The following is a 17,774-nucleotide window of genomic DNA, read 5'->3' as shown; positions in this document are numbered from 1 at the left end:
CAAAATACCCTACCGTTAATAGCGACTAAACAAATTAATGGTGGAGGTAAGTGAAAGGATGCTAGCAATGCCTGAAGTTAATCATATCAAAAATTTACGTAATAATAAATCACTATCAATTAATGAAATAGTAAAACGAACCGGTTTTGCTTGGAAAACCGTTAAGAAATACGCGGATGAAGATCAATTACCCGAGGAAAAAACACCATTTAAAAAGGGTATGATGCATGAAGAAAAATGGGGAGAAATTGTATCTGACTGGCTAATGGAGGACCAAGCACTTAAAAAGAAATTGCGAAGGAATAATAAGAATATATTTAAACAATTACAGCAATTAAAGTTCCCAGGTTCTTACCGAACCGTTTGTAACTTTATCGCTGAATGAAAAGACAAAATGTTAGATGAAACTGACACAGTAAAAGAGGAATATGACAGGTTAACACATCCCCCAGCGGAAGCACAGATAGACTTTGGAGTTACAGAAGTTGTACATGAAGGGAAAGTAAAAGATATCCATTGTCTGATTTTGAGTTTCCCCTTTAGTAATGGAGGCTTTGTAACACCATTGCCAGCAGAAAATCAAGAGTGCTTTTTGGAAGGTATTAAACTACTTTTTGCACAAGTCGGCTTTGTTCCGAGGGAATTACGGTTAGATAATCTATCAGCAGCCGTTGTAAAGGCTAGAGGTCATGGTCAGGAAACCATTTTCACTGATGGTTTTCAACGATTTGCCAGTCACTATGGATTTGAGCCAATAGCCTGTAATCCAAGAAAGGGAAACGAAAAAGGGCATGTAGAAAATAAGGTTGGTTACGTTCGATATAATTTCTTTACGCCGTCACCGGTTGTTCAGGATTTGACGCACTTGCGTGAGTTATTGTTCAAACATTGTCAGGATGATCATTTAAGAATGCATTATAAAAAGGGAATTTGTATCGCTGATCTCATAAAGGAAGAAAAGAAATATGGTCTCGCATTACCTGAGAAAGAGTATCCAGTATTTAATAAAACGCTGGTTTCGGCTAATAAATATGGTGAGGTAAGAATTGATGGAAAGGAAATCCACATACCGAATAGTTATCACTATACACAATTGTACGTAATTAAGTACTGGGATGACTTTAAAGTGGTTTCTCCGCAAGGAGAAATGCTTTATAAGGGACCTAGACCATATATGAATCGTTCTAGAGAAATTCCATGGCAATCCATTTTGAAAAATTGGATGAGGAAACCAAGATCAATTACCTATTCTAGATACTTCCCATATCTTCCAGGAAGAATCGCGCATCATTTGAATAGTGAATCAATGAAACTCAGAAAAGAACGTGCCGACTGGTTACAGAGTTTAATAATAAAATACAGTATGCAAGAAATAGATGAGCGTTTCTATGAATTGTTAGCAGTAGATGATAAAGAAAATGGAAATGAATCATTACATGATTCGATTGCACATCCGTATGATGTAAATTGGAGTATCTACGACTCCCTTCAACCTTTAAACCATTCGTTGAAAGGAGAGGAAGTAGAGAATGTCTAATTTGATTAGAGAGAAATGCAAATCGTTACGTTTAGCATATGTTGCAGACATATATGAGCAGATTCCCTTCGAGAATCCTGAGCAGTATATCTCGGCTTTATTACAACAGGAATTAGAACATAGAGAGGTAGCTAAAGGAGAGCGTTTGATCAAAAAGGCGAAATTCATGAATGAAAAAGAATTAGAGGATTACCGGTGGAGTGAACATATTCGTTTCCCTCCACAATTGGATAGAGAAAGTCTCGAATCACTATATTTTATCGATAAAAAAGAGAATCTAATTTTAACAGGTGCACCTGGGACTGGAAAGTCTCATCTGGTTACAGCGCTTGGGCGGAAGGCATGTAGATCTGGATATGAAGTCCGTTTCTATCGAGTGGCTGATTTGGTAGAACTACTTGAAAAATCTTGGAGAGAAGGGCGCTTTCAAGCCTTACGCAACAGGTTTAATAAAGTAGATATGGTTATTTTAGACGAGATGGGATATGTTCCATTTAGTAAGGAAGGCGCTGAATTATTATTCCAATTGATATCTGATTGGTATGAGAGGTCTAGCCTTGTGATTACCTCCAATTTGGAATTTAGTCAATGGAATAGAATATTTGTAGACGCACGTTTAACAGCTGCATTAGTGGATCGAGTTATTCACCACGCACACATTTTGAGCTTTACTGGAGATAGTTATCGCGTCACACATGCGCTTTCGAATCATCAATCATAATAAAATATGGGCTGGCAAAGTTCTAACCTTTTCATTGCAATCTTGTAACCTTTTAGGTTGCAAAACACAGCTGGTGAGCCTCCTTGTGCTACCGCACTGCGGAGTCTCACCTATGCCTTTCCTCCCACTGGAGTCTGCGTATATTTCCTCCGCTAAGTCACTGCATCATTCTTCTATAGCATTAATCTTTTTACTTTTGTCCAATGCTCCTAGCGGAGGAAAAACACGGAGACTCCTATGGGAAAGCGCAGTGTGAAGACCCCGCAGAAAAAGTGTTCTTCTTTTTCGAGGAGGCTGAGGACAAGCCCATGGAAAGCGTAGTGTTTTCCCGCAGCGGTTACTATGATTCATGATTACACCTGTTTGTCAACCCTAGATTTTGGTGTTGATCCAAAAAACGATATTGCAGCATTTATTTAAACATGCTGCAATATCGTTTAATTTGCAATGACTTCAGCTATTTCATAAAAGCTCATATCACTTGATAGGTCGTATTCACCTAATTGAATATATAGGCTATAGTCTTCTTCGTCCAAGTATTGATTAAAATCATCTGCATCATCCACTATTTGGTTTTCAACTAATAATGGGCCAATATCAGAGGAAGGCATCCCAGGTTCAATGGTTAATGTGTAGGAGTGTTCGTTCTCCTCTTCGGATTCATCTTCTTCGGTTTCTTCTGTATCTTCTTGATCGTCTTCATTATTATCCTCATTAACAGATAGCGAAATATAATCTGATTCTGTTAGAACTCGATAGCCTTCTTCTTCGACAGCAGGAATCATTTCATCAACAACTGGTAATTGTTCTGTATCATTCGGCGTTTCAAAAAAATAAACGCCGACTAGCATAATGACTCCAGCTGTAAATAAGCCTATTGAGAACGAGCGTATTGGCTGTTTCATATTTTTCTCCTTCTTTTCATAACTATAGTAACATTCTCTACTTAAAAATTACTCGAATCGTTTTGAGAGAGTGTATCTTGAGTGATATCTTCGGGAAGTAATTCTTCTTCTAAGATTTTAATTTTTTTCTTCATCTGATATGTATCCTGCATTGTTGAGATGGAAAGTTGCTCTACCTGACTTTCCAGCTCTTCAAATTTATCATTCATAAAAAAGGATAAACCGAATAGTACAATAGCAACTACAATTATTGCGATAGCAGCATAAATCATTTAACTACCTCCATTTCATTCATGTATACTTTTATGTTACAATATTAGTTATAACATAGAAAACCCTTTGTGAAAACATTAATTTTTTCTATAAGGATCTTGATACTTATCTAAATATCTGCTATTATAATTAAGTCTGAAATGAAGTAAAAGGTGTTATAAAGCAAGTTTCTTACACGTAAGGAATATGAAGTTTCTAATGACTTAAGTATAAGAAAATAGTAAGACTACCCTAAATAAGGTTCAGTCTAGTTTTTCTAAAAGTTTGGAGGGAAAATCATGCGCGTAAATATTACTTTAGCTTGTACCGAAACAGGAGAGCGTAACTATATTTCAACAAAAAACAAGCGTACTAATCCAGAGCGTTTAGAGCTTATGAAATATTGCCCACGTGTCAAAAAACACACGTTGCATCGTGAAACAAAATAATTGGAGTCCACAATGAGATAAACTCTTATCAAAATAATTGATAAGAGTTTATTTTATATATGTAATGGAGGTGATTAATATGGAAAAGACAGAGTTACGAAAATCAGCAATAGCTCAATTAAAAAATCATTCAAAATCAGATAAACAAGCGATTGAAAAAAAATTAACGACACATCTTGTTACATCTACGCTCTGGAAAAACGCAAACACAATTGGCATTACAATGGCGCAAGGTTATGAATGGGAAACAAAATTAATTATTGAACATGCATGGGAGCAAAACAAAACAATTTGTGTACCAAAATGTAATCCGGTAGATAAAAAACTAACTTTTTATCAATTGACTAGCTATGATCAATTAGAAATTGTCTATTATAATTTAAAGGAACCAAAACCAAATCGAGCGAACGAAATAGGTAAAGCAGCTATTGATTTATTAATCGTTCCGGGTTTAGTATTCGATAAAAGTGGATTCCGTATCGGGTTCGGAGGGGGCTACTATGATCGGTTTTTAATGGATTATCCTAATGAAACCGCTTCTTTGATGCATCAAAACCAAATAGTTGAAGAATTGCCGAGAGAAGAATTTGATCTCCCTGTTCATTATCTTATTACCGATAAAGGAATAAATCGTATAAAGTAAAACTTCATTCAGTGGGGGTTTTACTGCCCGTTAAACTGCGACAAACTTATAAACAAAGGCTGTAATAGAACTAAGATGCATAACTTTCATCTATTAGAAAATAACTAATAACACCATATCTAGAAAAGGGTGTTTAGATGCGATATATCATTATCTTTGCAACTGCTATTACTGCTGTTTCAATGCTCTATAAATGGCGGTATCGATTGATGAACGCAGTACTGGCGATTAGTTTTTTACGAAGAATAGCAATAAGCCTATCGATGAATATGCCAGCAATACGGGCAAAAATTTTACCAAGTTTATTCAATGGTGAATCGTCCCATACATCTTCCTGATAAAAGAAGAAGTTGTTAATTGACAGCTTCTTTTTCTTTTTTTTAGGTAAAACCTGGCTGTTTTGATATGATGTGTAGGGGAGGAAGATAAATGTATCTGAATGAAAAATATAGAATGTATCAATTCGCTTACCATTTGGTAGCCAATGAAAGTTTTGATGTTATACAACTAAATGATGATATTGAAGAGATTTGGTTGGAAAAATATGAAAAGAACAAGTCAACAGTGGTTCGTTTCATACATAAGGGATTTGATTGGAAAAATTATTTAAAAAAAGATATAGCACAAGTATTCCAGAAAGCAAAATCTATGAAACGTTTGTTGGCAGGAAAACATGTAGAAGTGCATAATGTTTATATATCCTCCCACACCCCTGTTGACGATTGGGAAGTTTTAAGAAAGCCCATGCAATTAACCGAAAGAAATCCAATAAAAATGAAAGTTTATTACCTAGCTGATCATAACTTTACAGAAGAAAAAACAAGATTTTTTACAGCTATTCGGCTCTCTTCACATGAAATGGAACATAGAACCGAACTTTCGGAAACAGATAAAGAAGAAAGAATTCAATATTATAGACGTTTTCTTGCTGACAAGTTATATAATAAAAGGAAAGAAATGGAAGACATCTTCTCGTTCGGCAAACCTTTTCTCACTTACTTCATATTAGTTATTAATTTAATTGTATTTTTTATGCTTGAAAGAAGTGGAAGCAGTACTTCCATTGAAAACCTTATTGATTTTGGTGCAAAGTATAATCCTGCTATCATTGAAAATGGAGAATGGTGGCGCATTATAAGCTCTATGTTTCTACATATTGGCTTTTTACATCTATTTATGAATATGCTTGCAGTGTATTATTTGGGAACACTGGTTGAAAGAATTTACGGTTCCTGGCGTTTTCTGAGTATTTATTTCCTAGCAGGAATAGGCGGGGGACTGGCTAGCTTTGCATTTACCACAAGTGTATCTGCTGGGGCGTCTGGCGCACTCTTTGGCTTATTTGGAGCCATATTATTTTTCGGGTTAATGAATAAGAAAATATTCTTTCAAACGCTGGGGAGTGGCGTTTTACTATTAATCGGTATAAATATAATATTTGGTTTTGCCATTCCTCAAATAGATATGGGAGCTCATCTCGGGGGATTGATAGCAGGATTTCTTGCTTCAGCTATCTTCCATTTGCCGCGAAATAAAAATTTTCGAATACAATTTTCAGCATTCATCGTTTATCTGACAATGATATATGGGTTAACTACTTTCGGAATACAGAATAATTTGAACACTCAATCGTATCAATTAATGCAATTGGAAGAATTAATCATGCAAGACCAGTACGAACAAGTGGTAGAAATTGCAACAGATGCATTAGAAGTAGATGGGGACCTTGATTCATCTATACTATTTCAGCGTTCCTATGCTTATATTGAAATGAACCAGACTGACAAAGCTATTCGTGATTTAGAAAAAAGCATTGAATTTGATGATGCTTTTCCAGAGGCATTTTATAATTTAGCCATGTTATATTATGATAAAGGAGAAACGGATAAAGCAATAGAAGCTATAGAAAATGCCTATCAGATGAAACCGGACGATGAGGCGTTTATTAACTTATATGAAGAGATAACAGGTGAAGATACAGGATAAAAACGTGCCCAAATCGAGGGCACGTTTAAAAGGAGTAATTTTGAATCAACTGCTCTTTCTTACCGTTTAATTCAAAAAGAACAAGCAAGTGCTCCATTTCCTTATCAAACAAAACAATTGGAACATAGCTGACAAGCTCATTGCTTTCTGTATTCGCAGCCGGAACTATATAGTTTTTGTATAATCCTTCCCATAACCGTCCGATGACTTTATCTGTCTGTTCTTGAGTCATAGAAGGTAGTGGTTCATTACCATATCGGACTAATTTTGTAAGGGGGACAGACATATAGGAATCAGCCGAAATGTTAAAATGTGTAATTAAATCATGCCAGTGATACAATAATTGCTGTTTTTTTGTTCGATCGAGTAGAATTTGCCATTCTATTTGAAATTCATCTTCAGCTGATTTGAAAGCATCAAGTGGCGTAGTTGGAGAATCGATTACATATAGGTGATCATTAGACATCTGATGGATGCTTTTAATTTCATCATTTGGATAATGGACTTCCCCATGATGGAATGAGATCACTTGAAAAAAACTACTGTCCTCACTAATAAGCGTTTCTTTTAAATGAATGGTATCTGTGCCCTGCACCCACTTACTGCGCACTCCTCTCAACCTGCCATTATCAAATAATAAGGAGGCATCTTGGCGTAGATACATTTGAGTATCGCTCTGAGAATTACTTTCCCAATCTATTTCATATGAATCGTATCCTTGTTCAGAAATAAGTTCTAGTGTTGAATCGGAATATGTAAAGGAAGTTTCCTCATCAATAGGGAAGTAAGTAATTGCCGGACTAGTATTCATTTGTATGATATAGACAACCCCAAATATTGAAGTTAATATTATTGTAAATATAAAAAATAGCCATTTATTCATTAAAGTGTCATCCTTTTAACAGCTTGACTTATTAAATCCTATGTTCCTAAACGAAATATATGCACTCCTATGATATGGCCATTTATTACCATTTCCTTTTAGAACACATCATGATATCTTTAAAAGATCACTAATAAAAATCTACATGGTATAGAGTCTTTAACAAGGTTATAATCGATTTATTATACTTTATTATTCCTAATTCAAAGGTAATTTGATATAATGAACGTTGGGTGATTTTGAATTGCAATCTGGCAAGCTACTTTTGATAGGAAAAGAGGAATATGCCGTGAAAGAAATAATAATGGCCTTAGATATTGGTGGAACGTCAATTAAAATAGGTATGATTTATGATACTGGGGAGATTTTTAAGAAATGGGAAATACCAACTGATAAATCAAATACAGGCGTGTCGATTGTTGATGATATATGGACATCAATTAGTGATAATTTAAAAGAACTAAAAATAAATAGTAATGATTTATTAGGTATAGGGGTTGGTGCGCCAGGATTTATCGACAGTGATAATGGTTTTGTATACGAAGCTGTTAACATTGGTTGGAAGGATTTTGATTTGGCCAAACAATTAAAAGATAAGTCCGGGTTACCAGTATTTGTAGAAAATGATGCGAACATTGCTGTATTAGGCGAAAACTGGAAAGGTGCCGGAAATCAGTCGAGAAACGTAATTGCCCTAACAATTGGAACGGGAGTTGGTGGTGGCATAATTGCGAACGGCTCCATCTTAAATGGTGTAAACGGTGTTGCTGGAGAGATAGGTCACATTACAGTGGATCCTAATGGCGATACGTGTAACTGTGGTAGTAAGGGCTGTTTAGAAACAATTGCTTCAGCTACCGGATTGGTACGTCAGGCTATGGCAAGTTTAGAACAGAAACCGCATAGTATACTGGCAGACTATTATAAGCAAGAAGGAACTGTTTCAGCAAAGGATATTTTTGAACTAGCAAGTAATGGGGATTCTGATTGTAAGCATATCATCAATAAAACAGGGGATATCCTTGGAATGGTGATTGCAAACATGGGTGTCACACTCAATCCTTCAAAGGTACTAATTGGTGGTGGTGTCTCGAAGGCAGGAGATCAATTATTGAATGAAATTAAAAAGGCATTTCATCAGTATGCATTACCCCGAGTGAGTAAAGTATGTGAAATTAAAACGGCGGAACTAGGTAATGATGCAGGAATTATCGGTGGCGCATTTCTTGTTAGACAAAAATTAAGAGGAATTAAATTTTAAGCTTTCCTTTTTTGCTACTATATATTAAGATATAGTATGTAAATTCAGTAAATTACTGTGAGATTTTTTGTTATATAAAATGTTATTATAAATATAAATCGTTTAAAAGCAGTTTTAAATGTATGAGTTTGGGTAAAGAAACGAATAAGAACATTACAATAATTATTAGTCATTGTGCTAATAAGCTGTTGAAAAGGAAAGGGTTCGGGAGGGAAGAGTATGAATTTAAAACAATTACCATTGTATATACTTGCAACACTTTTAATTGGAGCTAAAATATATATTGTGTATCGATTTGTCTTCAGCATAGAATTAGAAAATCCGATGCAGGAGTTAATATTATTTATTAATCCATTTGTGTCTGTTTTTCTACTATTAGCCATAAGTGTATGGTTTAAAAAGCAGTCTCGTCAAATGAAATTCATACGATATATGGCACTCATCTTAACTTTTATTGTGTTTGCCAATCTAGTATTCTATCGTTCATTTAATGATTTCATTACAATACCACAACTATTTCAGGGAAGTAACATGGCTGATTTAGGATCAAGCATTTTAACATTGATCTCACCATTTGATGTTTTACTTTTCGCTGATGTTATCTTGATTTGGTATTTAAGTAAAAAGAAACAAGATGTAATGGCTGTTGCATATAAAAGAAGCAGTAAAGTATTTGCCTTGGCAATGTCCTTTGTATTGCTTGCTGGTAATTTCTTCTTAGCTGAAATGGAAAGACCACAACTTTTCACACGTGGTTTTGACCGGGAATATCTAGTGAAAAACATTGGGCTGTTTAACTTCCACGTCTATGATATTGTCATGCAGACAACAACAGAAACGCAACGTGTGTTCGCTGACGGAAATGAGTTACCTGAAATAGAGAGTTATATTGACGAACATGTACAAATTAGCGAAGGGTCGGAGTTGGAAGGTGTAGCCGAGGATAAAAACGTTATTTTTATAACTGCTGAGTCTATTCAAAGTTTTCTTATTAACGAGGAAGTTAATGGACAGGAAACAACTCCATTTATGAATAGTTTAACCAAAGATGAAGACACCTATTATTTTGAAAATTTCTATGAACAAACTGGTCAGGGGAACACCTCTGATTCAGAGTTTTTGGTAGCAAATTCACTTTATCCTTTATCACGAGGAGCTGTTGCTTTTACACATGGTGGAAATGAATTTCAAGCTCTTCCAGAAATTTTAGGAGAAGAAGGGTATTATTCCTCTGTATTCCATGCGAATAATAAGAGTTTCTGGAACAGGGATGAATTATATAATAGTTTAGAGTTAGACCATTTTTATGATGAAGAGTCTTATGAAGTTACGGAAGAAAACGCTGAAGGTTGGGGATTGCTTGATAAGCCATTCTTTGAGCAATCGATGAAATATTTACAATCTCAAGAAGAACCATTTTATTCAAATTTCATTACGTTAACGCATCACTTTCCATTTGATTTGAGTGAGGAAGAGAGCACAATTGAACCATATGATTCTAATTCAAACACGCTGAATCAATACTTCCCAACAGCGAGGTATACAGATGAGGCGATTGAAGAATTCTTTGATCACTTGAAAGAAGCAGATCTATATGAGGATTCTATGATTGTTATAATGGGGGACCATATCGGTATTAGTGCGAACCATAACAGAGCAATGGCCCAGTATTTAGATAAAGATGAAATTACACCATTTGATCAGGTACAATTACAACGAGTACCATTCTTCGTTCATATTCCTGGTCATGGGGAAGGCGAAGTAAGGTCTGAGGTAACAGGACAAATTGATGTTAAACCAACTTTATTGAATTTATTAGGTGTTGAATCTGAAAATAATTTTCACTTTGGTAATGATGTTTTTGCAGAGGATAGAAAAGGTTATATTGCATTAAGAAACGGTGACTTCATTAGTGATGATTATGTCTCAACAAGTGGAGTTTGTTATGACCGGGAGACAGGCGAACCAATTGAAGTGGATGAAGATGAACAAGCACAAACAGAGACAGAAACAGAAACAGAGAATTCAACTGCGGAATCCGAACCTGCAAATGCTTGTACCGAAATTGGTCAACTAGTTGAAAAGGAATTAGGCTATTCAGATGACTTAATTTATGGTGACCTATTCCGGTTTATGGATTTCAATGAAGATTAATTAAAATGTGGTGAACTCACCCAACTGCAAGGTAAGACAGTTTTACCTGCTAAATAGAAAGAAAGCTGGTTCTTTATTGTTGAAGCAGCTTTCTTTCTAAAAGAATATTAAAAAGCTAACTTATAATTAAGTTAGCTTTTTCCTAATGATGGGATTTTTATGAACCTGAAATTTCTGAAATGATCGTCGCAATTGAGAAAAAACCAAATGCCACGGTTGTAATTACTGAAAATCCTAACGCAAACATATTTTTGTATTTAAGTTGACGAATTATTGATACAACAGATAGTAAAGCAACCATTAAGAATAAAATTGCCAATACAATATGCATTTATTTAATCCTCCCTTATTATTCCTAAACTGTCATCATTGATATAGGAATTACATTTGTTTATTATGTAACTAAGTAACTCTATTATTTATTCTATAATAGAAAATTGCTTTTGTCGAGATATATCATAGTGATTTAACGTACAATTTTAAACAAAATTATAGTGGGAGGCAGTTTTATGGAAATAAATAGTATGTCGCTGGGCCCGTTGGGAACGAATTGTTATATTGTGTATGATGCTCATAATGCTTTAATTGTAGACCCTGGAGGAGATCCAAGTGAAATAATCAACTTTTTACATAAAAAGGGGTTATCCCCCCGCGGTATTTTATTAACGCATGCACACTTTGATCATATAGGTGGGGTAGAAGAGCTAAGGTCTCATTATGAACTTGATGTGTACCTACATGAAAATGAGGCTGCGTGGTTGGAAGAACCCCGATTAAATGGATCTGCACGTTTCACTGGAGAAGAAATAAAAACCAAACGTGCAGAGTATATGTTGCGGCCTGGAGAATTAAAAATAGCTTCTTTTATTTTTGAAGTAGTTCATACACCAGGTCATTCACCGGGGAGTGTTAGTTTTATTTTTAGAGATGATGGTTTTGTTATTAGTGGAGATGTATTGTTTCAATCAGGGATTGGTCGAACTGACCTACCAGGTGGAGATATGAATGAACTGGAGAGTAGTATACGAAATTATCTTTATCAATTAGATGAATCATTTATTGTATATCCTGGACATGGGCCAAGAACATCAATAGGGAAAGAAAAAACAGATAACCCTTTTGTATCGAATTAAATCATTTTCATTGGATTATAAAAAGAACCCTGCATGTTTATGTAAGCAGGGTTCTTTTTATTCTTAGTGTCCGAAGCCAGGTACAAGAATAAATTCAGAGTACCATGTAAATCCAACCATGAACACGGTTAGATAAGCACCAAATAAATACATATACATGCGTTCGGATAATCTTAAATAGCTTAATGTAAGGAAAAACGCCGTTTGAACTAGGAATAATAACGCAGTTTGTTGCATATCTCCAACATAAAACATTACTGTGAAAATACCCGTCCAAAAGGCAAGCACACGAAACATACGATCCATGCTTTCCCCCTCCTTTTAGATAACCTTATCATAATTATTATAAACCAGGAATACGTACTTGTAAACGAATCTAATTAAACAATTGAAAGTTTTGCTACATACGTGCAGCTTTCACAGCCTTGTAGGATATTATCTCCTTCAATCAGGTCTACGTCACTAAATAATGATTCAAACATCCCTTTTAAGAAAGAATGATGCATGTTACAGACCATTTTATTATTGTCTGATGCTATTTCCTTAAATGGGCAATTGTTAATTTCAAATGCGATGCTGTTACTTTCTGGACTATGCTCAAAAAGGGGATACATTCCAAGCATTTTTCCTGCATCTTCTAATATGTTTATTTTTCGATCCATCGTAAGTTCTTTGGTTGTTGATGTTTTATTGTAATGTTCGATTACTTTCTTACCATATTTATTGCCTGTCTTATATAGTGCCTGTCTTCCAGGTTCACCTAGTTCTACAAATGATTCGATTGCGATGCTGGATAGAAGCTTGTAGTCTCTGTGTGGAAAGTTTAATTCAACTACTTCATTGGACAAGCGATATAGCCTGCTTGGTCGTCCTCCTTTTCCAGTTTTTTGGGAATAGGAAACAATCATGTTAATATCTTCTAATTTTGATAGGTGTAGTCTTGCAACGTTCGGATGAATGTCGAATTTTTCTGATATTTCCAGTACATTTACCTCTTTATGATGTTGAATAATGTACTGATAAATACTGTACCTAGTTGGATCACTTAGTACATTTGTAACCTTCAGTGTATTTTCCATCAAAATTCACCTCACAATATTTATTACCTTTATTGTAATAAATATTCAAGTGTAAATGGGGTATTTAGAAGGTTTGTTGGAAATTGTACATATTTTGTTGCAGCTTAATGGACAGGTCGACTAAACATGGCATGTCCTGGGACTGCGCGTAAATGCTCGTCCCACCGAACCCCTTTGGGACTGCGCGTAAATGCTCGTCCCACCGAACCCCTTTGGGACTGCGCGTAAATGCTCGTCCCACCGAACCCCTTTGGGACTGCGCGTAAATGCTCGTCCCACCGAACCCCTTTGGGACTGCGCGTAAATGCTCGTCCCACCGAACCCCTTTGGGACTGCGCGTAAATGCTCGTCCCACGGAACCCCTTTGGGACTGCGCGTAAATGCTCGTCCCACCGAACCCCTATTAGGACTGCGCTTACTCGCCCTATCGAAAACATTTATACGTCGTAACCCCCCAGAGTAAAATGTTACTTTATCTAAGTAGCTGCGTGTTCCTCGGAATGATCATTATTAAGGTCCACATGGGATGTATGCGTTATGGAATATACGTAGCCTTTATCCGTGGTAACTTCAAAATATAAGTGAAGGATATTTTCATCTAATGGTTCAGCAGTTATTTCAACACTGCCATAAGGAAATGTATAATTCTTTTTGCCATAATTCAGTTCACTATCTTTATATTCTTCACTAAACTTGGAATATGCCATTTGAAAAAGTGTTTCAATTTTCACTTGCTCCAAATGGGTTTCTGTGACCTTGATATTTGTGGTGTACATGCTAATAGTTGCGGTGATAAAAATAAAGACAATCGTGGTTACAAAGAGAACATAGGGTAGAAAGAAACCAGCATTATTATTCATAAAAGGCAATCGTTTTTTCATAACGCTCTCCTTGTACCGATGTAATTATGGTTTGAATGCCATATGGTTTTTCCTTAAACGTTACTTCTTTTATATCACGTAAATATATCTCGTTGCCGTTATTAACTTGTCGCCGGATATGACCTCCATACATTTCAATTGTTGCAGTTGTTTCATCATCCAATGTAAGGAACAGGGAGGATGAAGAAGTTGTAATACTTGTTGCTTTAATAACATCATCTCTCAAATAATGAAAGAATTGTTGAATCGATATTTCTTCATAATTTGTTGTGTTTTGTACGGAATTGATTAAATAAGCTGTAAAAGGAAGGGTCATAGCAATAATAGTAATACTGATTAGAATTGAAACGAGTGTAAAACCCTTTTCGTTATTCCTGATAGCCATATAAGCAGATGACTTCATTGGTATTTTTGACATTTTGCCACTGCACGCATCCCTTCACTAGTTCATTTTCTTTACTAAATTGAAACGCTAGCGTTTTATGATGAACTTGTTTGCTGTAACTTGTTGGTATTGTAGTCTCGTGCTGATGGACAAATGGTTGTAATTCATCATGTAATAGATAACTGAATGTACGACGCTCACTTAAAAGAGCTTGATGTTCGTTAATCAGTGAAATTATAGGAACCAAAGTAGTTATAACAACCATAAGTATACTTGATGCAACAAGGACCTCAACCAACGTAAATCCATTATTCTTCAACAATATAAGCTCTTCCTTTCCCGAACGGAAAGACAATATTGTAGGTCATGTTCTTTGATGTCATTTTTATATTACCTGGTTGTCTTATTGTTCCATTAGATTTGAAGGATATAGTTGACATGACTCGGATGTCAACCTCCCAACCTTCAGGGTAGTCTCTGACAGCAATTGTTTCTGTTCCACCACCTTGTAGAGCTAAAATAGAATAGCTATTTTCACCGAAATCGATGGTGATACGTTTATCATCAGCAGACACAGAGGCTAAGTTTTGAATGTACAAAAGATCAAATTGAAATTGTTCCAAAAATTGATTGTTTTGATGCTTTTCCAACGCAGCAATATTAAATGGTGGACTAAGCAGCAAGAGAGCAGACAATAATCCGAGAACCAATAGTAATTCGATTAAGGTGAATCCATTTTGCTTCTTCATTTAACTAGCCGTAACGGTTCCGTTCGAAATAGATAACGTACCACCATTAGAACATTCATCCTGATCTTCCGTAATGTAACCTTTATCTAATAATTCTGCTATATCAGGAGTAGATCCTTCCTCCAATTCATATAATTCAACTTGAGCTTGAACAACTTTTACAAGCGCTTCACAGCCTTTATCATGAACATCTCCACTTCTATCACTTAAATTAGGTACAAATAGGATGATCAGAACAGATATTACCATCAATACAATTAACATTTCGATCAGTGTAAATCCCTTATTATTTTTAAGCATATTATTATTCTCCTTTAAATAGATTGAATTAGTTGAAACATTGGCCACATCAACGTTACATAGATAAAAATGATAAAACTTGCAAGTACAATAAAAAATAATGGTTGAATAAACGTAATGATCTTCATTATTTTTCGTTGTATTTCTTCTGTCACGAACTCAGCATATACATTTAGGTCCTTCTCTAACGCGTTTACATCCGCATTCTTTTGGAAAATGGATGATAGTTGATTTTCCAGAAAACTCATCTCTGAAAGCAAAGGTATGATTGGTAATCCCCTCATTAATTCTTCTGTTATTAAGGTTGAGTAATGGGCTATGATGGGTAATTTATTTTGTTCAGACATGTGGATTAGAATTTCTTTGAAGGACATTCCTGTTTTTAAAAGAGTACTGAAATGAGTTGCAAATAGAAAGGATGTTTGAAGCTTTAAAAACTTTCGATAAATTGGTAGGGCGCGATATAGATTAATCTGTTTTGATATGGTGAGCTTGTGTCTGGCAAAGCGCCAAATAACGATTCCGACAATAAGGAGTATACTCAAAACAATTACCGTGCTACTTAACAAGTCAATTAACACTATAGAGATTGCAATCATGGAAGAAGATTCGGTACTTGTTTGAAAAAGTTCTTCGAAGGATGGAAGTACATATTGCTTGATGAAATAAAGCAATAACGAAAATATGAAAATCAGAATTAATGGATATCGTATGATTTGTTGGAATTTCTTCGTGTATTTCATCCGCTGTTCATACATGTCCAAGCATTTATCGATACTTCCCTGTATATCTCCGTTCGCTCTAACAAAATATAAATAGGCGGTAATTGTTGGATGAAATGCTGCTTTATCAAATGCTTGGTCAATAGAGGAGCCATTTTTTAAAGCATTTGTAATGAGAGTGGCTGAAGTAGTTAACTGCTTATCCCATTTAATTACATCTAACGCTTCGATTAATGGGTAACCGTTGGATAATAATCGACTCAGCCGTTGTAAAAAACGCAATTGAATTTCATTTGAAAGTCTTTCTTTACGAATTTTTATAAATCTCTTCAGATATAAATCCATATGCAAAAGCCTTCTTTCTTAAGTGATCGAACGTATGAAACGTACTTGAATTTTTGGTATCATGTCTCATTATTGTGTTTTCCAATTTTTCACTATCTAAAAGTTCCAATATAGCAGCACGTCTAGTTGTTTTATTGTTTATTTGAAGCGGCAACAATTCTAAAGCCGCTACTGCGATAAGTGATTGTTGCAAATCGGTTTGTTTTAACCCCATTTCTAACAAGCGATGGATTGTACCTGCAGCATTTTTGGCATGCAAAGTACTTAATACGAGATGACCTGTTAGCGAAGCATCAAAAGCAAATTGTGCTGTTGCTTTATCACGGATCTCCCCGATCATGATAATATCTGGATCGTGTCTAAGTGCAGCTTTTAAACCGGTTTGATAGGTTATACCAGCTTTTTCGTTAACTTGCACTTGTAAAATATCGTCCATCTCTTTTTCAATAGGGTCTTCTAATGTAATGGTCTGATATGATTTTTCTTTTAAAATGGCTTGTAATAGACCATATAAAGTAGTGGTTTTTCCACTTCCTGTCGGGCCGGTGAATAAAATAATACCAGCATGATTCGTGATCCATTCTTTTAATTTATTCAGTTGATTTGGAAAAAGAAAAAGTTGATCAAGGGTGAGATTTTCTTCCTGGGGAAGGATTCGAATTGCTAAGCTTTCCATTTGGTTAACGGGAAGTGTTGATAAACGCAATGAATAAATTTGGTCAAGTTTCTGATGTGTTATGGTGCCGTTTTGTGGTTTTCTTATTTCACCGATATCCATTCCAGACGTGAATTTATAATAGGTTAACAGTGATTGGTATTGTGAATTTACTAATGATTTATAGAATATTCGTTTACCGTGAATACGAAAATAAACGTCTGTGTGATTGGGGAATGGGTAAAAGTGAACATCCGATGCTTGAGCTTCAAAAGCAGAAATGAGAAGTTTATTCGAAAGTGTTGTAGCAGGGCTCAAATTAAATATCACCTCCTTTTTAATTCGCAACAACTACTATATTCGACACAATATGATAAACTCCTTCTTTATTTTTAAATATTTTTTAAAAAAATTTCCCGCTTTTTCCGAAATAACGAATAAGTAAAAACGTATTGTGTAAAGCTAGAAGTATTAAGAGTGAAGAGGTGAGACCCATTTCCGTAAATGATTACCTTAGATTTATGACGGAGCAAGTGGTGACCTATATCGATTCCCCTTCTGAAGAAAGAAAAAATAGAAGAGCTGCACAAAAAAATGATCCACCTATTTATTCAAATCGTTGGCTTGGCGTATTACCGTTTGCACTGAGAACAATTCGGAAAAAGTCAAAATAGCAGGAGACAATTCATATTGTCTCCTGCTATTTTTCTGTCATAACGAACCGATTTTTCGTT

24 protein-coding genes are annotated in these 17,774 nt (G+C 35.3%); 11 read left to right on the top strand and 13 right to left on the bottom strand.

Annotated elements, in window-relative coordinates; translation table 11 throughout:
- Window positions 1-58: 58 nt before the first annotated feature.
- From OLD84_RS10930 to istB, 3 genes are read left to right on the top strand one after another with little or no spacing between them, the layout of a single operon-like run.
- A complete protein-coding gene (locus OLD84_RS10930; RefSeq protein ID WP_264917127.1) occupies window positions 59-385 on the top strand; it encodes a hypothetical protein in 327 nt (108 codons plus the stop codon).
- 9 nt (window positions 386-394) lie between these two features.
- Entirely contained in the window at window positions 395-1,537 is a 1,143-nt protein-coding gene (locus tag OLD84_RS10925) for an IS21 family transposase (RefSeq protein ID WP_264917126.1), read from the top strand.
- Complete coding sequence (gene istB, locus OLD84_RS10920) at window positions 1,530-2,258, top strand: IS21-like element helper ATPase IstB (protein WP_264917125.1); 729 nt, start codon at window positions 1,530-1,532, stop codon at window positions 2,256-2,258. The genes OLD84_RS10925 and istB overlap by 8 nt, the downstream gene beginning before the upstream one ends.
- Before the next feature lie 437 nt (window positions 2,259-2,695).
- On the opposite strand, the gene OLD84_RS10915 is transcribed toward istB, so the two are convergent.
- Together OLD84_RS10915 and OLD84_RS10910 are read right to left on the bottom strand one after the other, a co-directional pair.
- Window positions 2,696-3,163: a hypothetical protein gene (locus tag OLD84_RS10915; RefSeq protein WP_209464776.1), complete on the bottom strand. Its 468-nt coding sequence runs from the start codon at window positions 3,161-3,163 to the stop codon at window positions 2,696-2,698.
- A 41-nt stretch (window positions 3,164-3,204) separates the two neighbouring features.
- Entirely contained in the window at window positions 3,205-3,435 is a 231-nt protein-coding gene (locus OLD84_RS10910; RefSeq protein WP_209464774.1) for a hypothetical protein, read from the bottom strand.
- 279 nt (window positions 3,436-3,714) lie between these two features.
- On the opposite strand from OLD84_RS10910, the gene rpmG reads away from it, so the two are divergent.
- The 4 genes from rpmG to OLD84_RS10890 all read left to right on the top strand — a co-directional run bounded on the left by rpmG (window position 3,715) and on the right by OLD84_RS10890 (window position 6,493).
- The gene (rpmG, locus tag OLD84_RS10905; protein WP_209464773.1) at window positions 3,715-3,864 is read left to right on the top strand and encodes a 50S ribosomal protein L33; all 150 of its coding nucleotides are present in this window, start codon (window positions 3,715-3,717) and stop codon (window positions 3,862-3,864) included.
- A 79-nt stretch (window positions 3,865-3,943) separates the two neighbouring features.
- The gene (locus tag OLD84_RS10900) at window positions 3,944-4,507 is read left to right on the top strand and encodes a 5-formyltetrahydrofolate cyclo-ligase (RefSeq protein WP_209464772.1); all 564 of its coding nucleotides are present in this window, start codon (window positions 3,944-3,946) and stop codon (window positions 4,505-4,507) included.
- A 137-nt stretch (window positions 4,508-4,644) separates the two neighbouring features.
- The gene (locus OLD84_RS10895) at window positions 4,645-4,845 is read left to right on the top strand and encodes a hypothetical protein (protein WP_209464771.1); all 201 of its coding nucleotides are present in this window, start codon (window positions 4,645-4,647) and stop codon (window positions 4,843-4,845) included.
- 91 nt (window positions 4,846-4,936) lie between these two features.
- Window positions 4,937-6,493: a rhomboid family protein gene (locus OLD84_RS10890; RefSeq protein ID WP_209464770.1), complete on the top strand. Its 1,557-nt coding sequence runs from the start codon at window positions 4,937-4,939 to the stop codon at window positions 6,491-6,493.
- Between the two features lie 25 nt (window positions 6,494-6,518).
- On the opposite strand, the gene OLD84_RS10885 is transcribed toward OLD84_RS10890, so the two are convergent.
- Window positions 6,519-7,376, bottom strand: coding sequence for a hypothetical protein (locus OLD84_RS10885; protein WP_209464769.1), 858 nt, complete (start codon window positions 7,374-7,376; stop codon window positions 6,519-6,521).
- 289 nt (window positions 7,377-7,665) lie between these two features.
- Here OLD84_RS10885 and OLD84_RS10880 point away from each other — a divergent pair, with 289 nt between their 5' ends.
- Both OLD84_RS10880 and OLD84_RS10875 read left to right on the top strand, forming a co-directional pair.
- On the top strand, window positions 7,666-8,637 hold the full coding sequence (locus OLD84_RS10880; RefSeq protein ID WP_319961052.1) for an ROK family glucokinase: 972 nt from the start codon (window positions 7,666-7,668) through the stop codon (window positions 8,635-8,637).
- A gap of 219 nt (window positions 8,638-8,856) precedes the next feature.
- On the top strand, window positions 8,857-10,791 hold the full coding sequence (locus tag OLD84_RS10875) for an LTA synthase family protein (protein WP_209464768.1): 1,935 nt from the start codon (window positions 8,857-8,859) through the stop codon (window positions 10,789-10,791).
- A 157-nt stretch (window positions 10,792-10,948) separates the two neighbouring features.
- Here the strand turns inward: OLD84_RS10875 and OLD84_RS10870 are convergent, their stop codons facing one another.
- Window positions 10,949-11,122 carry a DUF2759 family protein gene (locus tag OLD84_RS10870; RefSeq protein WP_209464767.1) on the bottom strand — a complete coding sequence of 58 codons (174 nt, stop codon included), beginning with the start codon at window positions 11,120-11,122 and terminating at the stop codon, window positions 10,949-10,951.
- Between the two features lie 178 nt (window positions 11,123-11,300).
- Here OLD84_RS10870 and OLD84_RS10865 point away from each other — a divergent pair, with 178 nt between their 5' ends.
- Complete coding sequence (locus OLD84_RS10865; protein ID WP_209464766.1) at window positions 11,301-11,924, top strand: MBL fold metallo-hydrolase; 624 nt, start codon at window positions 11,301-11,303, stop codon at window positions 11,922-11,924.
- A gap of 63 nt (window positions 11,925-11,987) precedes the next feature.
- On the opposite strand, the gene OLD84_RS10860 is transcribed toward OLD84_RS10865, so the two are convergent.
- The 9 genes from OLD84_RS10860 to comGA form a co-directional block, all read right to left on the bottom strand.
- On the bottom strand, window positions 11,988-12,230 hold the full coding sequence (locus OLD84_RS10860; protein ID WP_209464765.1) for a DUF2626 domain-containing protein: 243 nt from the start codon (window positions 12,228-12,230) through the stop codon (window positions 11,988-11,990).
- Window positions 12,231-12,304: 74 nt separating this feature from the next.
- A complete protein-coding gene (locus OLD84_RS10855) occupies window positions 12,305-13,003 on the bottom strand; it encodes a helix-turn-helix transcriptional regulator (protein WP_209464764.1) in 699 nt (232 codons plus the stop codon).
- 476 nt (window positions 13,004-13,479) lie between these two features.
- On the bottom strand, window positions 13,480-13,884 hold the full coding sequence (locus OLD84_RS10850; RefSeq protein WP_209462925.1) for a hypothetical protein: 405 nt from the start codon (window positions 13,882-13,884) through the stop codon (window positions 13,480-13,482).
- The gene (locus OLD84_RS10845; RefSeq protein ID WP_209462924.1) at window positions 13,856-14,302 is read right to left on the bottom strand and encodes a competence type IV pilus minor pilin ComGF; all 447 of its coding nucleotides are present in this window, start codon (window positions 14,300-14,302) and stop codon (window positions 13,856-13,858) included. The genes OLD84_RS10850 and OLD84_RS10845 overlap by 29 nt, the downstream gene beginning before the upstream one ends.
- Window positions 14,253-14,591, bottom strand: a complete 339-nt coding sequence (locus OLD84_RS10840; protein WP_209462923.1) for a type II secretion system protein — start codon at window positions 14,589-14,591, stop codon at window positions 14,253-14,255. Before OLD84_RS10840 ends, OLD84_RS10845 begins: the two co-directional genes overlap by 50 nt.
- Window positions 14,578-15,018: a competence type IV pilus minor pilin ComGD gene (gene comGD, locus OLD84_RS10835; protein WP_209462922.1), complete on the bottom strand. Its 441-nt coding sequence runs from the start codon at window positions 15,016-15,018 to the stop codon at window positions 14,578-14,580. Before comGD ends, OLD84_RS10840 begins: the two co-directional genes overlap by 14 nt.
- Window positions 15,019-15,318, bottom strand: a complete 300-nt coding sequence (gene comGC, locus OLD84_RS10830; protein ID WP_209462921.1) for a competence type IV pilus major pilin ComGC — start codon at window positions 15,316-15,318, stop codon at window positions 15,019-15,021.
- A gap of 14 nt (window positions 15,319-15,332) precedes the next feature.
- Window positions 15,333-16,385 (bottom strand): competence type IV pilus assembly protein ComGB, encoded by a 1,053-nt coding sequence (comGB, locus tag OLD84_RS10825; RefSeq protein WP_209462920.1) that lies wholly within the window; start codon window positions 16,383-16,385, stop codon window positions 15,333-15,335.
- Window positions 16,348-17,358 (bottom strand): competence type IV pilus ATPase ComGA, encoded by a 1,011-nt coding sequence (gene comGA, locus OLD84_RS10820; RefSeq protein WP_209462919.1) that lies wholly within the window; start codon window positions 17,356-17,358, stop codon window positions 16,348-16,350. Before comGA ends, comGB begins: the two co-directional genes overlap by 38 nt.
- A 167-nt stretch (window positions 17,359-17,525) precedes the next feature.
- On the opposite strand from comGA, the gene OLD84_RS10815 reads away from it, so the two are divergent.
- The gene (locus tag OLD84_RS10815) at window positions 17,526-17,714 is read left to right on the top strand and encodes a YqzE family protein (protein WP_264917121.1); all 189 of its coding nucleotides are present in this window, start codon (window positions 17,526-17,528) and stop codon (window positions 17,712-17,714) included.
- Window positions 17,715-17,774: the final 60 nt, after the last annotated feature.

Origin of the sequence: Virgibacillus natechei (genome assembly GCF_026013645.1) — a bacterium.
GTDB classification, from domain to species: Bacteria; Bacillota; Bacilli; order Bacillales; family Amphibacillaceae; genus Virgibacillus_L; species Virgibacillus_L natechei.
This window is presented reverse-complemented; position numbering and strand designations above follow the sequence as displayed.